The following is a 22,276-nucleotide window of genomic DNA, read 5'->3' as shown; positions in this document are numbered from 1 at the left end:
ACGGCTCCCTTTTCCGGGCGCTTACGAACCGGACTTGCGCTTGTTCCACACGTCGAACCCGACCGCCACCAGCAGGGCGATGCCCTTGATGACCTGCTGCCAGTCGGTGCCCACGCTGAGGAGGTTCATGCCGTTGTTCAGCACGCCGAGGACGAGACCGCCGATGATGGCGCCGAGGACGGTGCCGACACCGCCGCTCATGGACGCGCCGCCGATGAACGACGAGGCGATGGCCTCGAGTTCGTAGTTGAGGCCGGCCTTCGGCGAGGCCGCGTTCAGGCGGGCGGCGACCACCAGACCCGCCAGGGCCGCGAGCACGCCCATGTTCAGGAAGACGTAGAAGGTGACCTTCTTGTCCTTGACGCCGGACAGCTTGGCCGCCGGCAGGTTGCCGCCGATCGCGTAGATGTGCCGGCCGAAGACGGCGTTGCGCATGACGTAGCCGTAGCCGACCACCAGCGCGCCCAGGATGATCAGCACGATCGGGGCGCCCTTGTAGCTGGCGAGCAGCATCGTGACGACGAGGATCGCGGCGCTGATGGCGACGAGCTTGAGCAGGAAGAGGTTCCGCGGCGGCACCTCCAGGGCGAACTCCTGCTGCCGCTTCCTGTCGCGGAACTCCTGCACGACCGTGAAGACGATCAGGACGATGCCCAGCAGCAGGGTGATGTTGTGGTAGTTGGTGTTCGGGCCGGTCTCCGGCAGGAAGCCGTTGCCCATCTTCTCCAGACCGCCCGGGAACGGGCCGAGGGTCTGGCCCTCCAGGAGGATCTCCGTCAGACCGCGGAAGATCAGCATCCCGGCGAGGGTGACGATGAACGAGGGGATGCCGAAGTAGGCGATCATGAAGCCCTGTACCGCGCCGGCCACCGCGCCCACCAGCAGGCACAGCACCAGGGCGACCGGCCAGGCCACCCCGTGCTGCACCGTCAGGACGGCCGCGAACGCGCCGATGAACGCCGTCAGCGAGCCGACCGACAGGTCGATGTGGCCCGCGATGATCACCAGCATCATGCCGATCGCGAGGATCAGGATGTGGCTGTTCTGCAGCACCAGGTTGGAGACGTTGCGGGGCAGCAGCAGGTCGCCGTCGGTCCACACGGAGAACAGGACCACGATCAGGCCGAGGGCGATCAGCATGCCGTACTGCCGCATGTTGGTGCGCAGGCCGTTCAGCATCAGCTGAAGCAGGCCGCCGGAGGCCGGGGCGCCGCTCTTCCCGGGCGGCGCCGGGGCCGGGGTCCTGGCGGTCGTGTCCGTGCTCATCGGGTTACCTCTTTGTCCTTCGTCATCTGGCGCATCAGCGATTCCTGGGATGCCTCGGCCCGGGAGAACTCGCCGGTCAGCCGCCCCGCGGCCATCGTGTAGATGCGGTCGCACATGCCGAGCAGCTCCGGCAGCTCGGAGGAGATGAAGACGACCGCCCTGCCCTCGGCCGCCAGCTGGTCGATGACCGTGTAGATCTCGAACTTGGCGCCGACGTCGATACCGCGCGTCGGCTCGTCCAGGATCAGGACGTCCGGACCGGCGAAGATCCACTTGCTGAGGACGACCTTCTGCTGGTTGCCGCCGGAGAGCTTGCCCACCGGCTCGAAGACGGTCGGCGCCTTGATGTTCATGGAGGAGCGGAACCGCTCGGCGACCTGCCGTTCCTCGTGTTCGTCGACCACGCCGCGCCGGGCCACCTTGCCGAGGGAGGTCAGCGAGATGTTGCGGTTGATGGTGTCGATGAGGTTGAGGCCGTAGTGCTTGCGGTCCTCGGTGACATAGGCGATGCCGTGCCCGATCGCCTCGGCGACGGACTTCGTCCGGATCTCCTCGCCGTCCTTGAGGACCGTGCCGCCCGCGTACCGGCCGTACGACCGTCCGAAGACACTCATGGCCAGCTCGGTGCGGCCGGCGCCCATGAGACCCGCGATGCCGACGATCTCCCCGCGCCGCACCTGGAGCGACACGTTGTCGACGACCTTGCGCTGCTGGTCGATGGGGTGGTGCACGGTCCAGTCGCGGATCTCCAGGGCGGGGGCCGTGCCCTCCTCGGCCCGGTGCGGGGTGCGCTCGGGGAAGCGGTGGTCGAGGTCGCGGCCGACCATGCCGCTGATGATCCGGTCCTCCGTCGTCTCCGGAGCCTTCACGTCGAGCGTCTCGATGGAGCGCCCGTCACGGATGATCGTCACCGAGTCGGCGACCCGGCGTATCTCGTTGAGCTTGTGGGAGATGATGATCGAGGTGATGCCCTGCTTCTTCAGCTCCAGGATCAGGTCGAGCAGTTTGCCGCTGTCCTCGTCGTTCAGCGCCGCCGTCGGCTCGTCCAGGATGAGCAGTTTCACCTTCTTCGACAGCGCCTTCGCGATCTCCACGAGCTGCTGCTTGCCCACGCCGATGTCGGCGACGCGGGTCTCGGGGTGGTCGGTCAGGCCGACCCGGCGCAGCAGTTCGGTGGCGTGCCTGAGCGTGTCGTTCCAGTTGATGAACCCGCGCGTGGCGTGCTCGTTGCCGAGGAAGATGTTCTCCGCGACGGAGAGGTACGGCACCAGCGCCAGTTCCTGGTGGATGATGACGATGCCGTGCTGCTCGCTCGCCCGGATGTCCCGGAAGCGGCACGGCTCCCCCCGGAAGAGGATCTCGCCCTCGTAGCTGCCGTGCGGATGGACGCCGGAGAGCACCTTCATCAGGGTGGACTTGCCGGCGCCGTTCTCCCCGCAGATGGCGTGGACCTCGCCCTGACGTACCGTCAGTGTGACGTCCGAGAGCGCTGTGACACCGGGAAAGGTCTTGACGATCGAGCGCATTTCCAGGACGGGTCCCGCCATGGTCGTGCCTTCCAATCAGTGTGGGGTCGTCGGGTGGGCGGGACTCACTTGAGCTGGGCGTCCGTGTAGTAGCCGCCCTTGACGAGCACGTCCTCGTAGTTGGTCTTGTCGACGCTGACCGGCTGGAGCAGGTAGGCGGGGACGACCTTGGTGCCGTTGTCGTAGGACTTGGTGTCGTTGACCTCGGGCTTCTTGTTCTTCAGCAGGTCGTCGACCATCGTCGAGGCGACCTCGGCCAGCTTGCGCAGGTCCTTGTAGACGGTCTGCGTCTGCTGACCGCCGATGATCGACTTCACGGAGGCCAGCTCGGCGTCCTGGCCGGTGATGACCGGCAGCGGCTTGTTCCCGGAGCCGTAGCCGTCCGACTTCAGCGCGGAGAGCACACCGATGGATATGCCGTCGTAGGGCGAGAGGACGGCGTCGACCCGCTCGCTCTTGTACGAGGAGGTGAGGATGTCGTCCATGCGCCGCTGTGCGGTGGCGCCGTCCCAGCGCAGCGTGACGACCTTGTTGAGCGCGGTCTGGCCGGACCGGACGACGAGCTGCTTCTTGTCCAGGTACGGCTTCAGCACGCTCATCGCGCCGTTGAAGAAGTACCGGGTGTTGTTGTCGTCGTTGGAGCCGGCGAACAGCTCGATGTTGAACGGGCCCGTCCTGCCCTTGGCCAGCCCGAGCTTGTCCACGATGTACTGGCCCTGGAGCCTGCCGACCTTCTCGTTGTCGAACGAGGCGTAGTAGTCGACGTTCTTGCTGCCGAGGATCAGGCGGTCGTAGGAGATGACCGGGATGTCGGCGTCCGCGGCCTGCTGGAGGACGCTGTTCAGGGACTTGTTGTCGATGGCCGCGATGATCAGGCCCTTGACGCCCTGCGTGATCAGGTTCTCGATCTGCGAGACCTGCTGCTCCGGGTCGTCCTCGCCGTAGACCAGCTTGGTCTTGTACCCCTTGGCCTCCAGGTCCTTGACGACGTTCTTGCCGTCGGAGATCCAGCGCTCGGAGGATTTCGTCGGCATGGCGATGCCGATGGTGGCGCCCTTGACGTCGCCCGACTTCTCCTTGCTGCCGCCCTCGCCGTTCTGGCCGCAGGCGGTCAGGGTGAGGGCGAGCGAGGCGGCTGAGGCCAGCACGGCGAGTGCGGCTCTGCGGTTGCGCATGGGGATCAGTCCTTGTCGTTCTCGTCGTTGAGAGGAGCGGAAGCTTCGACGGGGAAGCGGTTGAGGGTCCCGGGCAGCCGGGAGCCGAGCGGCGCCATGTCGCCGTCCGCGCCGTGCCGGGCGAGCAGGTCCAGGGCGAGCCGGCCGCGCCGCACCCGCTCCCGGGCGGTGTCCAGGGTCACGTCCCGCAGATGGGTGCCCCAGGGGTAGATGCCGGGCGCCTTGGACAGACCGAACTTCAGATAGAGCGGGGCGCCGCGCCGGATCAGCTCGGCGACCTCGTACATCCGGACGTAACCGCCGAGGTCGTCGGGCGCCTCGATGTACATGTCCATGGGGGCGCCGGAGACCCGGCGGATCTCGGTGAGGTGGTCCAGCGTCAGATCGCTGGGCACGTTGACGGAGTCGGCGCCGAGCCGTTCGTAGACGGCGTACGAGGCCGGGTTGACAGGGCCGATCAGCGCCGACACCTTGAGGGTCGTGTCGGCCGGGACGATCCCCGCCTCGCGGGCCCGGTGCAGGGTCCACAGCACGCCCTCGTCGGCGACCAGCAGGCACTTGACGCCCAGCTCGGTGGCCCGGACGGCGTCCTCGACACAGCCGGCGACCGCGTCGTGGCCCCGGGCGCGCAGACCGCCCCCGCGGGAGTCGGAGCGCACCGAGCCGCCGATGTCCCAGGTGCCGCGCGGGCCGGTGAACAGGCAGAGTTCGATGTCGCGTTCGCCGGTGGCCTCGACCATCTCGGTGATCTCGGCGTCGGTGAGCATCCACACGCCGCTGCCCTGGCTGATCCGGTGGATCGGCACGTCGAGGCGCGAGGCCTCCTTCAGGACGACCGCGAGCGCTTCGGGACCCTCGCACGAGGGGATCTCGGTGCGCCAGCGACCGCCGCCCGGGAAGGTGCGGGCGGAGGCGTCGGCGGGGTCGAGGGCGGGCGCGCCCAGGCCGAGTGCGGCGAGCACCTGCTCGCCGGGCCTGCGGGCTGCCGGGGCGGAAGCGTCGGTCACAAGCTGTCCTTCGTGTTCGGTATTTCGGACAAGGTTCGCGGCTCTGGGCAGGGAAAAGCCTTGGTTGTACGCCGGCCGGGGCGCCGTCGGGTCACGCCCCGGCCGGCGCACGGTCAGGGGCGGAGCAGCACCTTGCCCACCTCCGGATCGCCGGACCCCACCAGCTCGATGGCCCGCGCGAACTCGGTCAGCGGCAACTCGTGCGTGACCAGCGGCAGCGGATCGAGCAGCCCGGCGCCGAACACCCGCACGGTGTGCGCCCAGGCGTCCGGCGGCGCCCCGAAGACGGTGTGCACCTCCAGCTGCCGCACGACGAGGTCGGTGGGGTCCAGCCCGTCCGCGCCCGGTGCCGGGATCCCGGTGAGGACCAGGCGCCCGCCGCGCCGGAGCAGCGCGGCGGCGGTGCGCGCGGCGGACGCGGACCCGGCGGTCTCGATCACCACGTCGAAGTCGCCGGGGAAGGCCGGATCCTCGTCGTCCCGGATCCGGAAGCCGGTCGCTCCGAACCGCCGGGAGAGGGCCTCCCGGTCGTCCCGGACGCCCACGACGAGCAACTCCGCCGGTGAGACCGCCCTCAGGAACTGCACGGCGAACATGCCCAGGGTGCCGGTGCCGACCACCGCGACCCGCTCGCCCGGCCGGGCGCCCGCCTTCAGCGCGGCGGCGGCGACACAGGCGGCCGGCTCCAGCAGCGCGGCGGCGGTGAGGTCGGCGTCGTCCGGCAGGACGTGCAGCAGCCGGGCGGGCAGGGTGAGGGTGGCCGCCATGGCGCCGGGCTGGGTGAACCCGGTCTCCTCGTACCCGGCGGTGCACAGCGTGGTCTCGCCCGCGTGACAGCGTTCGCAGACCTGGCAGTTGCGGAAGCCCTCGCCGACCACCTTGCGGCCGAGGAGCGAGCCCGGCACCCCGGCGCCCACCGACGCGACCGTCCCCGACCACTCGTGACCGGGGGTGAGCGGGTAGGTCACGTACCCCTCGGGCCGGTTGCCCTGGTACACCTCGCGGTCGCTGCCGCAGATGCCGACCGCGTGCACGGCGACCAGCGCCTCGCCGGGACCGGGGTCCCGGGGCGTGTGCTCCGCCACCCGGTGCGCGCCGGGCGCCTCGACCAGGACGCGGTGGCTCACTTGCTCCCCTTCGGCCTGCGCTGCTCCCAGCCGTCGGCCCACAGGTCGAACCGGGCCTGCTGCTGCGGGAACTCGCCCGCCGCGTCGACGTCCAGCTCCACGCCGAGACCGGGCGCGTCGGACAGCTCGAAGTACCCGTCCACGACCTGGGGCGCCCCCTTGACCACCTTCTTGATCTCCGCGTCCGCGAAGTCGTTGAAGTGCTCCAGGATCTTGAAGTTGGGGGAGGTGAAGCCGACCTGGAGGGAGGCGGCGGTGAGCACGGGCCCGCCGACGTTGTGCGGGGCGACGAGCATGTAGTGGGTCTCGGCGGTGGCGGCCAGCTTCCGGGTCTCCCAGATGCCGCCGATGTGGCCGACGTCGGGCTGGATGATGTCCACGGCCTGGCTCTCGAACAGTTCCCGGAACTCGATCCGGTCGTGGATGCGCTCACCGGTGGCGACCGGCATGTCCACCTTGGCCGCGACCTTCTCCAGCGCCTTGAGGTTCTCCGGCGGCACCGGCTCCTCCAGCCAGGCGGGCTTGAAGGGCGCCATCTCCTTCGCCAGCCGGACGGCGGTGGCGGGGGAGAAGCGGCCGTGCATCTCCAGCATCAGCTCGGCCTCCGGGCCGATGGCGTCCCGCACGGCCTCGATGAGCGAGACGGCGTACAGGGTCTCCCGGTGGTCCAGCTCGAAGTGCCCGGTGCCGAACGGGTCGATCTTCAGCGCCCGGTAGCCGCGCTCCACGACCCCTTGCGCGGCCTTGTGGTACGCCTCCGGGGTCCGCTCGGTCGTGTACCACCCGTTGGCGTACGCCTTGACCCTGTCGGTCACCTTGCCGCCGAGCAGCTGCCACACCGGCACGCCCAGCGCCTTGCCCTTGATGTCCCAGCACGCCATCTCGACCACCGCGATGCCGGACATGACGATCTCGCCGGCGCGGCCGTAGTCGCCGTACTTCATACGGCGCACGAGATCCTCGACAGCGAACGGGTCCGATCCGAGAATGTGGTTGGCCTCGGCCTCCCGCAGATAGCCGATCAGCGCGTCGGTGTGACCGAGCATCCGGGTCTCGCCGACTCCCGTGATTCCTTCGTCGGTGTGCACCTGGACGTAGGTCAGGTTGCGCCACGGCGTGCCGACCACGTGTGTGCTGATTCCGGTGATGCGCACGGCAGTTGCCCCTCAGCTGTTCGAGATTTCGTCACACGTTCGAAATGCTGGCGTGACAGTAAGGACGGGGCGGCGGGGGTGTCAATGGGTCGAACAGGTAACGGTTTCGGCACGGCTTTCGAGAACTCTTTCGATCTCCCACCAAACCTTCACAGGCTCGCCGCGAACCGGGCCCGCGCGGACTCTAGTCTTCCCGCGTCATGGACTACTGCCACCCGTGCCAACGGCACCTCAACGGCGCCCTGGCCTGCCCTGGGTGCGGAACGCCCGCCGACCGACTCGCCGTCACCGCGGCGGCGCCGGCCGCGCACGCGCACGGACACGGACACGGGTACGAGCAGGCAACGGCGGGATACGGGGTCCCCGCCCACGAACTTTCGTACGGCGAGCGGCCCTACGCCGAGGGGCCGTACGCCGGGAAGCCGTACGAGGAGCAGTACGCGGAGCGGTACGGCGGCCAGGGCGCATCGGACGCGCCGGGCGGGTCGGACGGTCCGGGCGGTCCGGCCGGGTCGGTCCGGCCGGATGGGCCGGACGAGGCCGGTGAGGACGACGGTCAGGAACTCCCTGAGTCCTCCGAGTCCTCCGAGTCCTCCGAGTCCTCCGCGTCCGCCACCCCCGTCGGAGGCCGCGCCGGCAGCCGTGCCGCCGCCCGTGCCGAGGGCAGCCGGCGGGACCGCAAGGCCGCCGTGCACCGGCGCCGCCGACGCCGTACCGTGCTGGTCGCGGCCGGCTTCGTGCTCGCCGCCGGCGGGCTGAGCCTCGCCGAACTCGGCACGGACGCCCCCTTCTCGCCCTTCTCCAGCGACACCCCTGCCCCGGGTGCGGGCGCCTCGGCGGACGGCGGTGCCGCCTCCACCGCGCCGGACCGCACCGCCGCCCCGATCGACGCCCTCTCCGCCGCCCCGGGCGCGGGCGCCTCCGCCTCCCCGGACGCCTCGGCCTCCGCGTCCGCCTCGAAGTCCCCGAAGGACAAGGAGAAGGACAAGGACAAGGGCTCCGCCTCGCCCTCCGCGCACAGCAGCGACAAGGCGCAGCAGTCGGCCACGACGGGTTCCGGCACGAGCCCCACGACCCCCGCCGATCCGGCCACCACGCCGCCCGCCACCCCGACCGCGGCCCCGACGACCGCCGACCCCACCCCCGAGCCGACGCCCACCAAGACCTGCGACCGCTTCCTGTGGTGGTGCACCTGACCTCCGGGGCCCCACCCGCCCGCACCTCTGCGTCTCCGCCGCCGTCTGGGAGGCCGTGACACCCCCCGGCCGTCAGGGCGGTTGAGTCGAACAGGCGCGTCCCGCCGTACCGACCTCGAGCCGGCGGGGGCGTTGTGCCGAGGAGGGCGGCACCGAGTCGTTGACCGGACTACGGAAGGACACGCCGGGCCGGAGCGCATCCCCCGCCTGGCCTAGTCGGTAGACGTTGCGCCATCCGAGAACGAAGGAGCGCAGCGGAGTTGCACGAGCAATCCCGTGACGTCCGCACCATCCAGCTTCCACGGTGGGGGCGGGTTGCCACGGACCCAGGTGTGGTGCCTTGGCTGGTCTTCGATGAGGAATCGAGATCATCCACAACCTCCGCGAGCGCATCCGCGAAGCGCGTGGCAATGGCTGGCTCGGCGAAGTCGAAGGAATCAGGTCAGCCTCGACGCCGCCACCGCCAAGCTCGACAGCCTCAGCCGGACCCGGGCCGCCGGTCGGCCACAGCTGGTCGACCTCGGCATGCCCGTCTTCACCGACCACGCACCGTCACCTGCGCCGGGACTACCAGAACACGAGCGTCAAGGCTGATTCCTTCTGCACCGACACGGCCGTCGGCCCCGCCCCAGGCGGGGCCGCTCTCTCACCACTTCATGCGGGTGAAGTGGGCTGTTGTGCTGCGACGAGCAGGCGACATTGCATGGCCTGCTCGTCGACTCCGCCATCCCTGCCGGGCTCTACCCGATACAAACGGGCCCGAGGCGTACGCGTCACGGAGTCCGTCAGCAGACCGCCCGTGAAGAGGGCGCCGACACCGTCTTCTACTGCCCAGCCGGCCGGAAGCGCGCGGTTTGCCACGGCTGCCTGATAGGACGATCGCCGACCGGGCTCGCTGTCGTAGTGCGGGCAGACCGAGCCGGGCAGCAGACCCAGGCCGTCCGAGAGATGGGTCAGCGGCCCGAAAGAGTCGGTGTGCGAGCCCTCGGCCCAGCAGTTGGCACCAGCGCTGATGCCGCACAGCAAGGTGCCGCGGTCGAAGGCCTCGTGAAGTAGACGGTCCACGCCGTGCGCGCGCCAGACCGCCAGCATGTTCGCGGTGTTGCCCCCACCTGCGTAGACGACGTCTTGGGAGAGTAGGAACGTGCGAAGGGCGTCGTCATCGAGCTCCCGCCGAAAGAGATGCAAGACGCTCGGCTCGCAGGAACGTGATGGGTACGCCCCGAAGAACTGCTCGATGTAGGCGGGGGCGTCACCACTGGCTGTCGGAAGGAAGCACACCTTGGGGCGAGGAACGGGCACCTGATCGAGCACCCAGTCATCCAGCAGACCGTCGTTGTCGGTGGAGAAGCCGCCACCGAGGAGAGCCAAACGACGTTCCGGAACGACAGCCACGAGGGTGCCTCCTCAGACCAGGATTCAGACGCGCACGATGCCCTGAACCGTGCCAAGGCATCGGCTACGTCCGCAATCGAATTGCCCCTCTGGCTGCCCGAGGTCCTGTCCACCCAGGGCAGGCCACGGCCACCGTAGATGTCGAACGGCGGCAATCAGGCCAGTCCGCGACCACTCCTCAGTCCGGAAAAGGGGAACAACAGGCTGGCGGCGGCTGTCCCCTAGGGGCGCGGAGAGCCGCGTGGCCGCCCCATCCGCGGCTCCGCCCCCGGCGCCCGGGGGAACCCGGCGGACGCCTGCGAAGCGGCGCAGCCGCACCCCACGTCCAAGGGTGCGGCTGCCGCTGTACGCAACGACGAAGGTCAGACCAGCGTCACGGTGATGTTCCCGCGCGTCGCCTTCGAGTAGGGGCACACCTGGTGGGCCTTCTCGACCAGCTCCCGGGCGGCGTCGGCGGAGACGTTCGGAATGCTCGCCGAGATCTCCACGATGATCCCGAACCCGTCGTCGTTCTTGCCGATGCCGACCTTGGCGGTGACCGTGGAGCCGGTGATGTCGGCACCCTCCTGGCGGGCCACGACACCGAGCGCCCCCTGGAAGCAGGCGCTGTACCCGGCGGCGAACAGCTGCTCGGGGTTGGTGCCGGCGCCGTTGCCGCCCATCTCCTTGGGCGGGTTCACGACGACGTCGAGCCTGCCGTCGTCGGTGGCGACCCGGCCGTCGCGGCCGTTCTCGGCGGTGGCGACGGCGGTGTACAGGACGTCGGACTGCGTGATGGGCATGCGGTTGTCCTCCTCCTCGGTCCGCCGCGACTCGCGCCCACGATCGACGACGGATTTTGGAAAGAAGTTACCGCATGCCGAAAAGGTCGTGAAGGCTAGAGCTTGACGACCATCTTGCCGATGTTGTCGCCGCGCAGGACGCCGAGGAACGCCTCCAGGTTGTTCTCGATGCCCTCGACCACGGTCTCCCGGTACTTCAGCGCGCCCGAGGCGACCCACGGGCCGACCTCCTGGACGAACTGCGGCTGGAGGTCGTAGTGGTCGCCGACCAGGAAGCCCTCGATCCGGCCGCGGGTCTGGATCAGCCGGGCGAGGTTCTTCGGGCCGGGGGCGGGCTCGGTGTTGTTGTAGACCGAGATCATGCCGCAGACCGCGATCCGGCCACCCTGGTTGAGCGACCCGATGGCCGCCTCCAGGTGGTCCCCGCCGACGTTGTCGAAGTAGACGTCGACGCCGTCGGGGGCGGCCTCGCGCAGCTGCTCGGCGACCGGGCCGTTCTTGTAGTTGAACGCGGCGTCGAAGCCGTACTCCTCCACCAGCAGCTTGACCTTCTCGTCGGAGCCGGCCGAGCCGATGACCCGGGAGGCGCCCTTGAGCTTGGCGATCTGGCCCACCTGGCTGCCGACCGCGCCGGCCGCGCCGGAGACGAACACGACGTCGCCCTCCTTGAAGGAGGCGGTGCGCAGCAGGCCGGCGTAGGCGGTGAGGCCGGTCATGCCGAGGACGCCGAGGTAGGTCGACAGGGGTGCGGCCTCCGGGTCCACCTTGACGGCGTGCTGCGCGTCCACGACGGCGTACTCGCGCCAGCCGAAGAAGTGCAGGACGTGGTCGCCGGCCGCGATGCCCTCGGCGTTGGACTCGATCACCTCGCCGACCGCGCCGCCCTGCATGACCTTGCCCAGCTCGAAGGGGGCGACGTACGACTTCGCGGCACTCATCCGGCCGCGCATGTACGGGTCGACGGAGAGGTACTTGTTCCGCACCAGCACCTGACCCTCGCCCGGGGTCGGGACCGGGGTCTCGACGAGGGCGAAGTCCTCGGGCTTCGGCCAGCCGACGGGACGGCTGAGCAGGTGCCACTCGCGGTTGATCATGAGGGAGCCTTTCGCTTTACTTCAGTACCTGAAACAACCATGCGCCTGAATATTTCATGATGTCAAGTAACCGGGTATTCTGGTGGGCATGTCCACCCCATCGAAGAACCACCGCCCCGACGCCGTCACCATGGAGGTGGTCGAGTTGATCGGTGACGTCGTGGCCCGCTTCTACGCGGACTACGAGAAGGCGGCGGGCGAGCACACGCTGACCGGCGCGCAGGCCCGGCTCCTCAGTCTGCTCTCGCTGGAACCGCTGCCCATGCGCAAGCTGGCCCAGAAACTGAAGTGCGAGCCGTCGAACGTGACGGGGATCGTGGACCGCCTGGAGAACCGCGGCCTGGTCGAGCGCCGCCCCGACCCGGCCGACCGCCGGGTGAAGGTGGCCGCCGCCACCGAGGAGGGCCGCCGCGTGGCCCGGGACCTGCGCGAGGGCCTCCACTTCGCTCGCGAGCCGCTCGCCGGCCTCTCCGCGGAGGAGCGCCGCTCCCTGCGGGACCTGCTCCGCCGCATGCTGGCCGGCTGAGCCCCCCGCGCTGTCACCCCGAGCCAGTAAAGTCCTCGCCATGCGCGATCTTGGGGTGGGTTTCGGTTATCTGCTGAAGGGCCAGCGATGGGTGGCCCGGCACGGGCGCCAGTACGGATTCGGGCTGCTGCCCGGCCTGATCACGCTGGTGCTGTACGCCGCCGCGCTGGTCGCGCTGGCCGTGTGGGGCGAGTCCGCCGTGACCTGGGCGACCCCCTTCGCGGACGACTGGACGAGCCCCTGGCGGGGCCTGTTCCGCGGCTTCCTGACGGCCGTCCTGTTCGCCCTCGGCCTGCTGCTGGCGGTACTGACGTTCACGGCCGTCACCCTGCTGGTCGGCCAGCCCTTCTACGAGAACCTCTCCGAGCGGGTCGACGCCGACGTCTCGCCCGACGGCACCGCTCCCCGCTCGGACCTCCCGCTCTGGCGCGAGCTGTGGATATCGGCCCGGGACAGCCTGCGCATCCTGGTCCGGGCCGCTCTGTGGGGCGTGCTGCTCTTCGCCCTCGGGTTCCTGCCCGTCGTGGGGCAGACCGTCGTACCCGTGCTCGGCTTCTTCGTCACCGGCTTCTTCCTCACCGAGGAACTGGCCGCCGTGGCCCTGCAGCGCCGGAGCGTCGAACTGCGCGCCCGCCTCGCCCTGCTCCGCTCCCGCAAGACCCTGGTCTGGGGCTTCGGCACACCCCTGGGCCTGGCCTTCCTGGTTCCGTTCGTCGCCGTGTTCCTGATGCCGGGCGCGGTCGCGGGCGCCACGCTCCTCGCCCGCGACCTGCTGGGCGAGGAGAGCGCGGTCGACAGCGCCGACGAAGAAGAGGAGAACGCCGCTCCGTGACCGAGATACTCGCCGTCGCCGTCATCACCGTCCTGGCGGTCGTCGCACCCGGCGCCGACTTCGCCATGATCGTGCGCAACAGCTACCTCTACGGCCGCCGCACCGGCCTGCTCGCCGCCCTCGGGGTCGCCGCCGGCGTCCTGGTGCACGTCACGTACACCATGCTCGGCGTCGGCCTGCTGATCGCCTCCTCCGCCTACCTGTTCACCGTGATCAAGCTGATCGGCGCGGCCTACCTGGTGTACATCGGCGTGCGGACCTTCCGGACCCGCGGCGAGGTGAAGGTCGACCTGGCACAGGGGGCGCGGCTGACCCCCTTCGCCGCGCTGCGCACCGGGTTCCTCACCAACGTCCTCAACCCGAAGACGACCCTCTTCGTCGTGTCGACCTTCTCCCAGGTCGTCGATCCCGGCACCCCGGTGTACGAGCAGGCGGGCATCGGCCTGTTCATGTCGCTGGCCCACCTGCTCTGGTTCGGCGTGGTCGCCGTCTTCTTCTCGCACGACCGGATGCGCACGTTGATGCTGCGCGGCCAGAAGGTGCTCAACAAGGTGATCGGTTCGGTCCTGGCCGGTCTCGGGGTCAGTCTCGCGCTCGCTCCGTCGCACTGAGCGCGACCGTCACGATCGACCGCACCTGCGCGATGATGTCCAGCCGGTTGCGCACGAACTCGGGGTCGGTGACCTCGGTGGTGTTGCCGGCGCCGAACTGCAGGACCGGCGTGTGCACATGCCCGCCGGGCAGCCTGTCGTGCAGCCCGAGCCGGTCGCGCAGCAGGGTGGCCCGGTAGGCGATCTCGTTGGAGAGGTAGTCACCGCCGCCTCCGGCGCGGGCCGTCGAACCGGCGGTCGGCCCCTCCGGCCGCACCACGGGACCGGTGCCCCCCGCCGGGATCTCGGTCACCTCCGTGTGGTCGTGGACGGGGAAGCGCCCGGTGTCCGCGGCCACGACGGCGGCGTACGGCAGGGTCGTGCTCGTCCACTGGGGCTGCGTCGCCGGGCCGGCGACCGGGACCGTCTCCGTCCGCGAGACGTTGTCGTTGTCCGGGAAGCCGCCGCGCCAGGCGCCGTTGGTGCGCTCGACGTCGAACCGGCCGACCCGGCCCTGGCTCACGGTCGCGAACAGGTCGGCCTTCGGCAGATACGGCCGCAGCGTCCGCTCCACCGTGCCCTCGGCGAAGTCCTGCCAGCGCACCGGGAACACGGCGGTCTCGATGCGCGCCGGCCCTGCGGCCGTCTCGACGACCGTGCCGTCGAGCGCCAGCGCGCTCGCTCCCGACGGGTTGGAGATGCGGATGTCCCGGTCGAGCGTGAAGGGGTCGAAGCCGGTGAGCAGGACGCGTCGCAGCCGCCCCTTCGCCGGGTAGCGGATGTCGGTCTGCCCGCGCGAGGCGCGATCCAACCGGTCCAGAAGTGAGACGCGTTGCCTGTCGTCGAGGCCGAACCCGGGGTCCCAGGTGCGCACTTCCCGCGTCATCCCCAGCCGCGCCCAGTACAGGGGCCGGTCGTCGTCCCGGCTCAGGTCGCCGCCCGCCGGGCCCCGCCCCTGGGCCCGCTCCACGGCCCGCCGCCACAGTGCGGACCCCTGCCGTACGACGATGCGGCGGGCCTGCGCGTAGGAGTGCGCCCGTGCCAGCTCCCGGCCGAACCCGGGCGCCACGTCGTCGAATCCCGAGCGCCGGAGGATCTCCCGGGGCACGGCCTTGTCGAGCCGTTGCTCCTCGACGGTGGGGGAGGGGGCGGCCGGCGTGGCGCAGGCCGCGGTGACGGGAGCGGACAGACCGGTCAGCAGGGCCAGGCCGAGGACGCCGAGGCGCAGGCGTATACGGATCAAGGGAGTTCGGGTCCTTCCGTCGCTGTGGGGCGCGTGGTGCGGTGGACGGCGGCAGTATCGCGTGCCGGGAGCGGCCCGCGCCACGGTGCGTGCCGTCCCCCGCTCCGCGCGGAGCGGCCCGCGCCAAGGGCGCGTGGCGGCGGGTGCGGGCCGGCGGCCGACGCCTCCTCAGTCCGCCGTCTCGCCCAGCAGACGCAGGAAGTCCCGGAACGCCCCCGGCATGTCCACCGACTCCGGGTCCAGGAGCCACTGGTACTGCAGGCCGTCCATCACGGCGACGAGCAGCGGGGCGGTGCGTTCGGGGGTGAGGCCGTTGGGCAGGCGGTCGCCGTACTCGGCGCGCAGGACCCCGGTCATGGACTCCCGGACGCGGGCGTACCGCTCGGTGAAGTAGGCGCGGGCCGGATGGTCCTCGGTCACGCTCTCGCCGAGCAGTGCCGAGAAGGTCTGGACGATCGCCGGACGCATCGCGTTGTACTCGACCAGCGAGGCCAGCAGGTCCACCCGCCACCGTGTGTCCGGTACCGCGTCCCACCGGTCCCGCTCCTGGAGCACGGCCACCAACAGGGCGTCCTTGGTGGGGAAGTGGTGCAGCAGGCCCTGCTGGGTCAGCCCCACCCGCTCGGCCACCGCGGCCAGGCTGGCCCCCCGGTAACCGCGCTCGGCGATCACCTCCAGCGCGGCGCCGACGATCTCCGAGCGCCGGTCCTCGCTCCTGACCCTCGCGTTCATGACGTCACCGTACGGCATCGACACCCGGCGAAAATAACGGCAGGGTAACCAAACCTACCGGTCCACAGGTGACGGATGCACGATGGGAGGCACCTGCACACGGACTCGACGAGGAGGAACCGCGATGGCGGGATCCCAGCCCACCCCGGCCGAGAAGGCCCGCGAGGCGGTCGTGGAGGCCGCTCTCGACACCCTCGACCTCGACGCCAAGGCCCGGCTGCTGGCCGGTCAGGACACGTGGACCCTGCCCGCACTGCCCGAGATCGGCCTCGGCTCCCTGGTCATGTCGGACGGCCCGATCGGCGTCCGGGGCGTGCGCTGGACCGCCGACGACCCCTCCGTGGCCCTGCCCTCGCCGACCGCGCTCGCCGCCACCTGGGACCCCGAACTCGCCCGCCGCGCCGGTGTGCTGCTCGCCCAGGAGGCCCGCCGCAAGGGCGTCCACGTCCTGCTCGCCCCCACCGTCAACCTGCACCGCTCCCCGCTCGGCGGACGCCACTTCGAGTGCTACAGCGAGGACCCGTACCTGACCGGTGCCATCGGCACCGGCTACGTCCGGGGCGTCCAGTCCGGCGGGGTCGGCACCACCGTCAAGCACTTCGTCGCCAACGACGCCGAGACCGACCGCTTCACGGTGAACAACCTGGTCTCCGAACGCGCCCTGCGCGAGCTGTACCTGGCCCCCTTCGAGGCCATCGTCGCGAACGCCCGCCCCTGGGGCATCATGACCGCCTACAACACGGTCAACGGCACGACGATGACCGAGCACCACCACCTCGTCAACGAAGTCCTGCGCGGCGAATGGGGCTTCGACGGCTTCAACGTCTCCGACTGGGCGGCCGCCCGGGACACCGTGAAGGCCGTGAACGGCGGCCTGGACGTCGCCATGCCCGGCCCGCGGACCGTCTACGGCCCCGCCCTCGCCCGGGCCGTGCGGGACGGCAGGGTCGCCGAGGAGACGGTCGACGCGGCCGTCCGCCGCGTGCTGCGCCTCGCCGCCCGGGCCGGCGTCCTGGCCGGCGCCGACCCGGCCGTCGCCGAACCGCCCGCGCCCGTCGACGGCGAGGCCCTGGCCCGCGAGGTCGCCCGCCGCTCCTTCGTCCTGGTCCGCAACGAGAACGACGCCCTGCCGCTGCGGCCGGGCGGCACCGTGGCCCTGATCGGCGCCGCCGCCCGCGACGCCCGCGTGCTCGGCGGCGGCTCCGCCACCGTCTTCCCCGCCCGGATCGTCTCCCCGCTCGACGGCCTCACCGCCGCCCTTCCCGAAGGCGCCCTCACCTACGCCGTCGGCGCCGACCCGTCGACCGAACTGGCCGTCGCGGACCGGGGCTTCACCCTGCGAGCCGTCTGCCGCGACGCCGCCGGCGAGATCATCGGCAGCCGCTCCGCCCCCGGCGGCCTCATCCAGTGGATGGGCTCCGACCTCCCCGAGGGCGTCACCCACGACACCCTCCACACCATCGAGCTGACCGGCACCTTCACCCCGCGCGAGTCCGGCCCGCACACCTTCGGCATCAAGGGCACCGGCGCCTTCACCCTCACCGTCGCCGGCACGACGTACTTCGACGACACCCAGCTCCCCGACAAGGAGGACCCCTTCCAGACGTTCTTCGGTGCCCCCGTCCCCCGCGCCCGGGCCGAACTCACCGCGGGCGAACCGGTCGACGTCTCCCTCACCCACGTGGTCCGGCTCCCCGACGGCATCCCCATGGAGGTGGTCGCCTTCGCCCTCGCCCACTCCGGCCCGCGGCGCGCCGTGGACGAGCTGATCGCCGAGGCCGTCGAGGCCGCCCGGGACGCGGACACGGCGGTCGTCGTGGTCGCCACCACCGACCGCGTGGAGTCCGAGGGCTTCGACCGCGCCGACCTGAAGCTCCCCGGCCGCCAGGACGACCTGGTCCGGGCGGTCGCCGCCGCCAACCCGAACACCGTCGTGGTCGTCAACTCCGGCTCCCCGGTCGAACTGCCCTGGCGGGAGGAGGTCGCCGCCGTCCTGCTGACCTGGTTCCCCGGCCAGGAGGGCGGCGCCGCCCTCGCCGACGTCCTCACCGGCGCCCACGAGCCCGGCGGCCGGCTCCCCACCACCTGGGGGTCCCTCGCCGACGCCCCGGTCACCCAGGTCGTCCCGGTCGACGGCGAGCTGCCGTACCGCGAGGACCTGTTCATCGGCTACCGCGCCTGGGAGCGGGCCGGCCGCACCCCCGCGTACCCCTTCGGCCACGGCCTCGGCTACACCGACTGGTCCTACGACTGTCTGGACACCGACGGCACCACCGTGCGCGTGCGCCTGCGCAACACCGGCGAGCGGCCCGGCCGCGAGGTCGTCCAGGTCTACGTCGCCCCGGCCGGGCCCGGCCCCGAGCGTCCGGCGCGCCGGCTGGCCGGCTTCGCCTCCGTGGAGGCCGGGCCCGGCGAGAGCGCCGAGGTCACCGTGGAACTGCCGCGCCGGGCCTTCGAGGTCTGGGACGAGACGGCCGGGGCGTGGGCGTGTGTGAAGGGTTCGTACGAGATCGCCGTCGGACGCTCGATCACCGACCGCAGGCTGACCGCGGCGATTAACGTCTGATCCTGGACAAGTCCCCCGACGGGCGGGGGAGGCGTCCCCGCGAGCAGCCCCGGTCCGGGACCTGACCCCTGGGCCGGGGCTTCACGCTCCCCGCGCAGCGGACGGCCGGTCCCGCACGCCGAAGCCGTACACCGTCTCGGACCGGTACACCTCGCCGGGCCGCAGCACGGTGCCCGGGAACTCCGGCCGGTTGGGCGAGTCCGGGAAGTGCTGCGTCTCCAGGGCGATCCCGGCACCGGGGGCGAGCGGCCCGGACAGATGGTCGGCGGTGTACACCTGGAGGCCCGGCTCGGTCGTCGCCACCGTCAGGGTCCGCCCCGAGGCGGGGTCGTACAGCTCGGCGACCTCCTCGGCCGCCTCGGTCACCCCCTTGTCCAGCACGAAGTTGTGGTCGTAGCCGGAGCCGGTGCCGCGGCCCGTGCGGAAGTCGAACCGGGAACCCGACACGTCCTCCAGCGCGCCGGTCGGGATCAGGTCCGCGTCCACCGGCGTGTACCGGGACGCGGCCAGCCGCAGCTCGTGCCCGCCCGCGTCGCCGCGGCCGCTCAGGTTCCAGTACGTGTGGCTGGTCAGGTTGACGATCGTCGGCGCGTCGGTGACCGCCTCGTAGGCGATCCGCAGCGCGCCCGACGCCTCCAGCGTGTACGTCACGGTCACCGCCAGCCGGCCCGGGAAGCCCTCCTCGCCGTGCGGGCTCACCCGGCCGAGGCGCACGCCGTGCGGCACCGGCGCCATGTCCCACACCCGCTTGTCGAAGCCCCGCTCGCCGCCGTGCAGTGAGTTCGGGCCGTTGTTCCGCGCCAGCGTGTACGTCCGGCCGTCCAGCGGGAACCGGCCGCCCGCGATCCGGTTCGCGTACCGGCCGATCACGGCACCCAGATACGGCTCCGGATGCGCCAGATAGCCGTCGAGGTCCGGGAATCCCAGGACCACGTCCGCCGTCCGCCCGGCCCCGTCCGGCACCTCGGCCGACTGCACGATCCCGCCGTACGACAGCACCCGCACCCGCACCCCGCCGCGTTCCAGCGTCCAGCGGTGCACCGGGGTGCCGTCGGAAAGTGTGCCGAAAAGTTCGTTCATGTGGGAACTCTAGGTCACGGATTCCGCGCCGTGATCCTCCGGTACGCGATCTCCGCCAGCCGCGCCTGGCCGTCCTTGCTGGGGTGGAACCAGTCCCAGTGGCTGAGCTGATCCGTGCCGAAGCGGTAGTCGTACACCGCGTCGTCGTCGAAGCGGCAGCGGCGGTCCTTGGCGCAGACCTCCCTCAGCACCTTGTTGTACGCCACCACCCGCCGCTGCACGGTGTCCCGGCGCAGCATCGCCGCGCTGGTCAGATCGTCCGCGTCGCTCAGCATCGAGGGGCAGATGCCCAGCTTCCACACCTGCTTGCCCAGCGGGTTCGTGCGGCCCTCGGACCACAGCCGCTTCAGGTTCGGCACACTCGCCACGTACACCTGCGTCTTGGGCAGCGTCGAGCGCAGCGTGCCCAGCGCCTCCTCGAAGTCCGTGCGGAAGGCCGACACCGAGGTCATCGCCGACGCCGACGCCCGGCAGGCGTCGTTCGCCCCCACCATCACCGTCACCAGCTCGGGTTCGTGGGCGGCGGCCTGCTCCATCTGCTCCGGCAGGTCGGCCATGCGGGCGCCGGTCACCGCGAAGTTCCAGCTGCGCTCCGCCGCGCCCGGCACGCCCAGCAGCCGCACCGCGAGGCTGTCCACCGCGGCGTCGTCACCCGTCGCCCACGACACCTCCGGGCAGTCCGACAGCACCGTGCACGCGTCGAAGCCGCGCGTGATGGAGTCGCCCACCGCGGCGACCGAGTCCGGGCTGCGGTCCCACAGCGGAGGCCGGGGCGCGTGCGCCGCGGTGCCGTCCGGCGCCGGTGCGCTCCCGTCCCCGCCGTCACAGCCGGCGATCCCCAGCAGCACGGCCGACACGACGGCGAGGGCGGCCCGCACACGCTGGCTTCGCTTCCGCATCCCTGCTGTTCCCCTCGCTCGACGGTCGGCGCTCCCTCTCATCACAACGTGCGAGGGTTCCCGGTCCGGCGCCCGGGAACGGCGGACCCCCGTACAAGCGTCCCCCCGGGTGAATGGCGGCGGTTTCCTGGCACCGGGACCGACGGTACGTCACACTCCTTGCGCCGCCGCAAGGTAGCCTCGCCATCAACGCGGCCGTCGCCCCACTGCCGCCCAGCCAGTCCGCAAGATGTCCCGCTCTGCCCGGAGGTTCCGGTGACGACACGTGGAGTTCTGTACGTGCACTCCGCGCCGCGCGCGCTCTGCCCGCACGTCGAGTGGGCCGTCGCCGGGGTGCTCGGCACGCGCGTCAACCTCGACTGGATCCGGCAACCCGCGGCCCCCGGCACCTGGCGCTCGGAGTTCTCCTGGCAGGGCGAGGCCGGCACCGCCTCCAAGCTGGCCTCCGCGCTGCGCGGCTGGCACCTGCTGCGCTTCGAGGTCACCGCCGAGCCCTGCCCGACCGCCGAGGGCGAGCGCTACAGCTGCACCCCCGACCTCGGCATCTTCCACGCCGTCACCGGCATCCACGGCGACATCCTGATCCCCGAGGACCGCCTGCGCGCGGCGCTGACGCGGTCTCAGCGGGGAGAGACCGACCTGGAAGCGGAGATCGCCAAGCTGCTGGGCAAGCCGTGGGACGACGAACTGGAGCCGTTCCGGTACGCGGGCGAGGGCGCGCCCGTGCGCTGGCTGCACCAGGTGGTGTGAGTTTCCGTACACGGCCGAAGGGCCCTCACCCGGGGGTGAGGGCCCTTCGCCTGCGTGTGCGGACGCGTTCTCAGACGGTCCTGAACGCCAGCACCACGTTGTGCCCGCCGAAGCCGAACGAGTCGTTCAGCGCGGCGATCCGGCCCTCGGGCAGCGCCCGCGCCTCGCCGCGCACGACGTCCGCGTTGACCTCGGGGTCCAGCTCGCGCACGTTGATGGTCGGCGGAGCCGTACGGTTCACCAGCGCCAGGATCGACGCGACGGTCTCGACACCACCGGCGCCGCCGAGCAGGTGACCGGTCATCGACTTGGTGGCGGAGATGGACATGTGGTCGACGTCGTCGCCGAACACCTTGCGCAGCGCCTTGATCTCGGCGACGTCGCCCTGCGGCGTGGACGTGGCGTGCGCGTTCACGTGGACGATCTCGGCCGGCTTCAGGTCCGTGTTGTCCAGCAGGTTCTGCAGCGCGTGCGCGATGCCGTTGCCGGAGGGCTCCGGCTGCGTGATGTGGTGGCCATCGGCGGAGATGCCCTGTCCGACCGCCTCGACGTAGATCCGGGCGCCGCGGGCCTTCGCGTGCTCCTCGGACTCCAGGACGATCACACCGGCGCCCTCGCCGAGCACGAAGCCGTCACGACCGGAGTCGTAGGGACGGGACGCGCCCTGCGGGTCGTCGTTGTTCTTGGACATCGCCATCATGTTGCCGAACGCGGCGATCGGCAGCGGGTGGATGGCGGCTTCGGTACCACCGGCCACGACCACGTCCGCACGTCCGGTGCGGATCATCTCGATCGCGTACCCGATGGCCTCCGCGCCCGAGGCGCAGGCCGAGACGGGGGTGTGCACACCGGCGCGGGCACCCAGCTCGATACCGACGTTGGCCGCCGGGGAGTTGGGCATCAGCATCGGCACGGTGTGCGGGGAGACGCGGCGTACGCCCTTCTCCCTGAGGATGTCGTACTGGTCCAGCAGGGTCGTCACGCCGCCGATGCCGGAGGCGATGACCGCACCGAGACGGTCCGGGTTCACGGACGCGTCCTCGCCGGCCTTGGCGGTGAAACCGGCGTCCTTCCAGGCCTCCTGAGCGGCGATCAGCGCGAACTGCGCCGACCGGTCCAGCTTGCGGGCCTGCGGCCGGGGGAGGATCTCGCCCGGCTCGACGGCGATCTGAGCGGCGATCTTGACCGGCAGCTCCGCCGCCCAGTCCTGGGCGAGCAGGCTGACGCCGGACGTGCCGGCGACGAGGGCCTCCCAGGTCGAGGCTGCGTCGCCACCCAGCGGTGTGGTTGCGCCGATACCGGTGACGACCACAGTGCGATTGGTCGGGCTCACGGG

Annotated in this window: 20 protein-coding genes; 6 read left to right on the top strand and 14 right to left on the bottom strand. The window is 71.2% G+C overall.

Going from position 1 to position 22,276, the window contains the following annotated elements; translation table 11 throughout:
* Positions 1 to 21: 21 nt before the first annotated feature.
* The 6 genes from mmsB to ACZ7KF_RS10570 form a co-directional block, all read right to left on the bottom strand.
* Complete coding sequence (mmsB, locus tag ACZ7KF_RS10595) at positions 22 to 1,266, bottom strand: multiple monosaccharide ABC transporter permease (RefSeq protein WP_471071357.1); 1,245 nt, start codon at positions 1,264 to 1,266, stop codon at positions 22 to 24.
* On the bottom strand, positions 1,263 to 2,813 hold the full coding sequence (gene mmsA / locus ACZ7KF_RS10590) for a multiple monosaccharide ABC transporter ATP-binding protein (RefSeq protein WP_471071354.1): 1,551 nt from the start codon (positions 2,811 to 2,813) through the stop codon (positions 1,263 to 1,265). The genes mmsB and mmsA overlap by 4 nt, the downstream gene beginning before the upstream one ends.
* A gap of 44 nt (positions 2,814 to 2,857) precedes the next feature.
* Complete coding sequence (gene chvE / locus ACZ7KF_RS10585) at positions 2,858 to 3,967, bottom strand: multiple monosaccharide ABC transporter substrate-binding protein (RefSeq protein ID WP_471071351.1); 1,110 nt, start codon at positions 3,965 to 3,967, stop codon at positions 2,858 to 2,860.
* A gap of 5 nt (positions 3,968 to 3,972) precedes the next feature.
* Positions 3,973 to 4,974 (bottom strand): hypothetical protein, encoded by a 1,002-nt coding sequence (locus tag ACZ7KF_RS10580; RefSeq protein ID WP_471071348.1) that lies wholly within the window; start codon positions 4,972 to 4,974, stop codon positions 3,973 to 3,975.
* 113 nt (positions 4,975 to 5,087) lie between these two features.
* Positions 5,088 to 6,101, bottom strand: a complete 1,014-nt coding sequence (locus tag ACZ7KF_RS10575; protein ID WP_471071346.1) for a zinc-dependent alcohol dehydrogenase — start codon at positions 6,099 to 6,101, stop codon at positions 5,088 to 5,090.
* Positions 6,098 to 7,255, bottom strand: a complete 1,158-nt coding sequence (locus ACZ7KF_RS10570) for a mandelate racemase/muconate lactonizing enzyme family protein (RefSeq protein WP_471071343.1) — start codon at positions 7,253 to 7,255, stop codon at positions 6,098 to 6,100. The genes ACZ7KF_RS10575 and ACZ7KF_RS10570 overlap by 4 nt, the downstream gene beginning before the upstream one ends.
* A gap of 200 nt (positions 7,256 to 7,455) precedes the next feature.
* On the opposite strand from ACZ7KF_RS10570, the gene ACZ7KF_RS10565 reads away from it, so the two are divergent.
* Complete coding sequence (locus tag ACZ7KF_RS10565) at positions 7,456 to 8,451, top strand: SCO2400 family protein (protein ID WP_471071340.1); 996 nt, start codon at positions 7,456 to 7,458, stop codon at positions 8,449 to 8,451.
* Positions 8,452 to 9,105: 654 nt separating this feature from the next.
* On the opposite strand, the gene ACZ7KF_RS10560 is transcribed toward ACZ7KF_RS10565, so the two are convergent.
* The 3 genes from ACZ7KF_RS10560 to ACZ7KF_RS10550 form a co-directional block, all read right to left on the bottom strand.
* Positions 9,106 to 9,846, bottom strand: coding sequence for a Type 1 glutamine amidotransferase-like domain-containing protein (locus tag ACZ7KF_RS10560; RefSeq protein ID WP_471071336.1), 741 nt, complete (start codon positions 9,844 to 9,846; stop codon positions 9,106 to 9,108).
* Positions 9,847 to 10,208: 362 nt separating this feature from the next.
* Positions 10,209 to 10,628 carry an organic hydroperoxide resistance protein gene (locus ACZ7KF_RS10555; RefSeq protein WP_471071333.1) on the bottom strand — a complete coding sequence of 140 codons (420 nt, stop codon included), beginning with the start codon at positions 10,626 to 10,628 and terminating at the stop codon, positions 10,209 to 10,211.
* A gap of 95 nt (positions 10,629 to 10,723) precedes the next feature.
* Positions 10,724 to 11,722 (bottom strand): NADP-dependent oxidoreductase, encoded by a 999-nt coding sequence (locus tag ACZ7KF_RS10550; protein ID WP_471071330.1) that lies wholly within the window; start codon positions 11,720 to 11,722, stop codon positions 10,724 to 10,726.
* Between the two features lie 88 nt (positions 11,723 to 11,810).
* Here ACZ7KF_RS10550 and ACZ7KF_RS10545 point away from each other — a divergent pair, with 88 nt between their 5' ends.
* Genes ACZ7KF_RS10545 through ACZ7KF_RS10535 form a run of 3 tightly spaced genes read left to right on the top strand, consistent with a single transcriptional unit; the run spans position 11,811 to position 13,691 of the window.
* Positions 11,811 to 12,248: a MarR family winged helix-turn-helix transcriptional regulator gene (locus ACZ7KF_RS10545; RefSeq protein WP_471071327.1), complete on the top strand. Its 438-nt coding sequence runs from the start codon at positions 11,811 to 11,813 to the stop codon at positions 12,246 to 12,248.
* Positions 12,249 to 12,288: 40 nt separating this feature from the next.
* A complete protein-coding gene (locus ACZ7KF_RS10540; RefSeq protein WP_471071324.1) occupies positions 12,289 to 13,080 on the top strand; it encodes an EI24 domain-containing protein in 792 nt (263 codons plus the stop codon).
* Positions 13,077 to 13,691 carry a LysE family translocator gene (locus ACZ7KF_RS10535; protein WP_471071321.1) on the top strand — a complete coding sequence of 205 codons (615 nt, stop codon included), beginning with the start codon at positions 13,077 to 13,079 and terminating at the stop codon, positions 13,689 to 13,691. Before ACZ7KF_RS10540 ends, ACZ7KF_RS10535 begins: the two co-directional genes overlap by 4 nt.
* On the opposite strand, the gene ACZ7KF_RS10530 is transcribed toward ACZ7KF_RS10535, so the two are convergent.
* Together ACZ7KF_RS10530 and ACZ7KF_RS10525 are read right to left on the bottom strand one after the other, a co-directional pair.
* A complete protein-coding gene (locus ACZ7KF_RS10530) occupies positions 13,663 to 14,913 on the bottom strand; it encodes a pyroglutamyl-peptidase I (protein ID WP_471071318.1) in 1,251 nt (416 codons plus the stop codon). The genes ACZ7KF_RS10535 and ACZ7KF_RS10530 overlap by 29 nt on opposite strands.
* A 168-nt stretch (positions 14,914 to 15,081) precedes the next feature.
* On the bottom strand, positions 15,082 to 15,663 hold the full coding sequence (locus ACZ7KF_RS10525) for a TetR/AcrR family transcriptional regulator (RefSeq protein WP_471072232.1): 582 nt from the start codon (positions 15,661 to 15,663) through the stop codon (positions 15,082 to 15,084).
* Positions 15,664 to 15,769: 106 nt separating this feature from the next.
* Between ACZ7KF_RS10525 and ACZ7KF_RS10520 the strand changes: the two genes are divergently transcribed.
* Positions 15,770 to 18,211, top strand: coding sequence for a glycoside hydrolase family 3 protein (locus tag ACZ7KF_RS10520; protein ID WP_471071316.1), 2,442 nt, complete (start codon positions 15,770 to 15,772; stop codon positions 18,209 to 18,211).
* Positions 18,212 to 18,292: 81 nt separating this feature from the next.
* On the opposite strand, the gene ACZ7KF_RS10515 is transcribed toward ACZ7KF_RS10520, so the two are convergent.
* Both ACZ7KF_RS10515 and ACZ7KF_RS10510 read right to left on the bottom strand, forming a co-directional pair.
* Positions 18,293 to 19,291, bottom strand: a complete 999-nt coding sequence (locus ACZ7KF_RS10515) for an aldose epimerase family protein (protein WP_471071313.1) — start codon at positions 19,289 to 19,291, stop codon at positions 18,293 to 18,295.
* A 14-nt stretch (positions 19,292 to 19,305) separates the two neighbouring features.
* Positions 19,306 to 20,190, bottom strand: coding sequence for an SGNH/GDSL hydrolase family protein (locus ACZ7KF_RS10510; RefSeq protein ID WP_471071311.1), 885 nt, complete (start codon positions 20,188 to 20,190; stop codon positions 19,306 to 19,308).
* A gap of 255 nt (positions 20,191 to 20,445) precedes the next feature.
* Here ACZ7KF_RS10510 and ACZ7KF_RS10505 point away from each other — a divergent pair, with 255 nt between their 5' ends.
* Complete coding sequence (locus ACZ7KF_RS10505) at positions 20,446 to 20,940, top strand: DUF3145 domain-containing protein (protein WP_030341287.1); 495 nt, start codon at positions 20,446 to 20,448, stop codon at positions 20,938 to 20,940.
* 70 nt (positions 20,941 to 21,010) lie between these two features.
* Here ACZ7KF_RS10505 and fabF read toward each other — a convergent pair whose 3' ends face one another.
* A complete protein-coding gene (gene fabF / locus ACZ7KF_RS10500) occupies positions 21,011 to 22,273 on the bottom strand; it encodes a beta-ketoacyl-ACP synthase II (protein ID WP_471071308.1) in 1,263 nt (420 codons plus the stop codon).
* Positions 22,274 to 22,276: the final 3 nt, after the last annotated feature.

This window comes from Streptomyces sp. NPDC038200 (assembly GCF_055600785.1).
This window is presented reverse-complemented; position numbering and strand designations above follow the sequence as displayed.